Annotated in this window: 4 protein-coding genes; 3 read left to right on the top strand and 1 reads right to left on the bottom strand. The window is 70.8% G+C overall.

The window, feature by feature from the left end; translation table 11 throughout:
* A partial coding sequence (locus NBZ85_RS29825) for a class I SAM-dependent methyltransferase (protein ID WP_261563272.1) occupies positions 1-565 on the top strand: 565 nt, incomplete at its 5' end.
* A 69-nt stretch (positions 566-634) separates the two neighbouring features.
* Here NBZ85_RS29825 and NBZ85_RS29830 read toward each other — a convergent pair.
* On the bottom strand, positions 635-1,270 hold the full coding sequence (locus tag NBZ85_RS29830) for a TetR/AcrR family transcriptional regulator (RefSeq protein ID WP_261559841.1): 636 nt from the start codon (positions 1,268-1,270) through the stop codon (positions 635-637).
* 89 nt (positions 1,271-1,359) lie between these two features.
* On the opposite strand from NBZ85_RS29830, the gene NBZ85_RS29835 reads away from it, so the two are divergent.
* Complete coding sequence (locus NBZ85_RS29835) at positions 1,360-2,001, top strand: DsbA family oxidoreductase (RefSeq protein ID WP_261559842.1); 642 nt, start codon at positions 1,360-1,362, stop codon at positions 1,999-2,001.
* A 111-nt stretch (positions 2,002-2,112) separates the two neighbouring features.
* The coding region (locus tag NBZ85_RS29840) for an ABC transporter ATP-binding protein (protein WP_261563274.1) at positions 2,113-2,826 on the top strand (714 nt) is incomplete at its 3' end.

Raw genomic sequence — 2,826 nt, forward strand, 5'->3', positions numbered from 1 at the left:
GGTGGAACTCGCCGCGACGCCGGTGTTCGAGGTCGACCATCCGGCGTCGCAGCGCGACAAGCGGGACCGGGCCGGCGAGCTGGTGGCGGGGGCGCCGCCGTGCTTCGTGCCCGTGGACTTCAGCCGGGACGACCTCGCCGCGGCGCTGGCCGCCGCGGGCCACCGCCGGTCGCTCCCGACGATCTGGATCTGGGAGGGCGTCGTCCCCTACCTGACCCGCGGCGAGGCCGCCCGGACGCTGCGGATCATCGGGGACCGTTCCGCCCCGGGGAGCCGCCTGATCGTGCACTATCACACCCCGGCGCCGTCCGCGCCGCTCGGCCGCTGGGCGGCACGCCTGCTCAGCGCCCTGTCCCGGCAGCCGAATCCGATGGCCCGGGAGCCGAACCGCTCGGTGTGGACGCCGGGGGCCATGCGCCGCGCCGTCGGCGCCCGCGGCTTCGCGGTCGCCCGGGACGACTCCCTGCTGACCCTCGCCCGGCGCCTCGACACCCCGATCCAGCACCGCCGCTCGCTGCGCAACGGCCGCATCCTCGTCGCCGACCGCGCTCCCACGCCCGGGTGATCCGGTCACGGAGGCGACCCCGAAAACGCCGAACCGGCCGGGAGCGAGCCGCCCGTTGAAGGACCCGGGTTAGGCCTCTGTCTGATCCCACACCGCGGGCACCGGCGGCAGCGGAGGACCGTCGCTCCTCCAGGCCGCGAGGAAGGTGGCCACGAGCCGTGGCCACGCCTCCGCGGCCACTTCGGCGTCAGCGGCGATGAGGCCGTTGACCGCGCGGAAGAGCATGAGCAGGTCGCTGCAGTGCATGTCCGGTCGCACAACCTTGGCGTCCAGCGCGTTCTGAACGATGGCCTGCAGGTCTCGATGGGTCCGATCGAGATCTTCTCGAAGCGCGGCGGTGCCCAGCCCGGGGGAGGAGAGGACCTCGGCGAAGGCGCGGTCGGCGATCTGGCGTTCCACCACGAAGTGGGTGTACGACGTCAGGGCCCCCCACGGGTCGTGCTGGGACCGGGCCAGGTCTGCTTCGGTCCGGGCGACGTACTCGGCCATCTGTTGCCCGAGGACGTCCGAGGCGAGCTTGTCTCTGCTGCTGAAGCGCCGGTAGATGGTCGCGCTTCCGACTCCGGCCTCTGCGGCCACGTCGTCCAGTGACACCGACAGGCCGTTCTTGGCCAGCAGCCGCGCCGCGGCGGCCAGGATGGCGGACCGGTTGCGTTCCGCGTCGGCCCGCAGCGGCTTGCTCGGGCTGCTGCCGCCAGTGGTCATGCGTCCATCCTAACCTAAACGGACGATCTTCCCCACTTCATGGTAACGTCCTATGTGGGGGGAGTTCCCCACATAGGAAGGGAGCCGATATGCGAACGGTGCGCGTCGACATGTGGACCGACCTCGGATGCCCGTGGGGCTACGTGGGGCGTCGTCGCCTGGAGCTCGGGTTCGAGCGGGCGAAGATGGACGCCGCGTTGGACCTGCGGCTTCACGCGTTCGAACTGGACCCGGGTTCCAGGACCACGACGATCTCCATCCCGAAGATCTTCGTGAGGAAGCACGGCGGCACCGTCGACGACGCCATCGCTGCCGAGAGCTGGGTCGCCGGCCTCGCGCACGAGGTGGGCCTGCCGTTCACGACGGACCGGCTTGCCTCCAACACCCACGATGTCCTGCGCGTCCTGCAGCTCGCCAGGACCCACGGGCTGGAAGCGTCCTGGTTCGCCCAGCTCCAGCGAGGCTATTTCGGCGGAACCATCAACCCGTTCGATCCCGCGGAGCTCACCAGATCGGCCGTGGCCGGTGGCATGGACGCGGGCGAGGTGTCGGACGTGCTGTCCGGCAACCGCTTCGAGGCCGAGGTGGCACGCGACCGTGAAGAAGCACTCGACCGGGGTGCGACCGGTGTGCCCTACATCGTCATCGACGACCGCGTCGCGCTGGCCGGCGGCAGGACGGTCAGCGACTACGCCCACGCCTTCACCTCACAAGATAATCAACGGTGTTGACGAAGACGATCCCTCAAATTCGATCAAGAAAAAACACCCCACCACTCACCTGACAACCAACCACGATCACGCAAGGATCGGGGGCGATGACCGAGTGGGAGGGCGGTGCTGATGGGCGACGGACGGTTGGAGGTCGACGCCGTGTCCAAGCGCTACGGCGACATCGTGGCGCTTGACGCGATGTCGTTCGAGGTGCGGGCCGGCGAGCTGTTCGGGTTCGTCGGCAGCAACGGCGCCGGCAAGACGACGACGATGCGGATCATCCTCGGTGTGCTCACCGCCGACGCCGGCCAGGTCCGCTACGACGGGGCGCCGCTGACCCTGCGCATGCGCCGGCGGATCGGGTACATGCCCGAGGAGCGCGGGCTGTACCCGAAGATGAAGGTCGCCGAGCAGCTGCACTACCTCGCCCAGTTGCACGGCCTGAGGCCGGTGGCCGCACGCCGGGCGGTGGCGCGGTGGACGGAGCGGCTCGGCGTGGCCGCGCGGCGCGACGACGAGGTGCAGAGGCTCAGCCTCGGTAACCAGCAGCGGGTCCAGCTCGCCGCGGCGCTCGTGCACGATCCGGTCGCCCTGGTGCTCGACGAGCCGTTCTCGGGGTTGGACCCGGTCGCGGTCGACGTGATGAGCGAGGTGCTGCGGGAGCGGCGCGCGGCGGGGGTGCCGGTGGTGTTCTCCAGCCATCAGCTCGACCTCGTCGAGCGGTTGTGTGATCGGGTCGGGATCGTGCAGGCGGGCCGGATGGTCGTCTGCGGGCCGGTCGACGATTTGCGGACCGGCGGTGGCGGGCGGCTGGTGGTGGACGCCCCGGCCGCGCCGGCGGGC

Source organism: Frankia tisae (genome assembly GCF_025403405.1).
In the GTDB taxonomy this organism is placed as follows: domain Bacteria; phylum Actinomycetota; class Actinomycetes; order Frankiales; family Frankiaceae; genus Frankia; species Frankia tisai.

Bases quoted from the DNA above. Each gene is read 5' to 3' on its own strand.
- NBZ85_RS29830 (WP_261559841.1), bottom strand. From the start codon at position 1,270: ATGACCACTGGCGGCAGCAGCCCGAGCAAGCCGCTGCGGGCCGACGCG.
- NBZ85_RS29835 (WP_261559842.1), top strand. From the start codon at position 1,360: ATGCGAACGGTGCGCGTCGACATGTGGACCGACCTCGGATGCCCGTGG.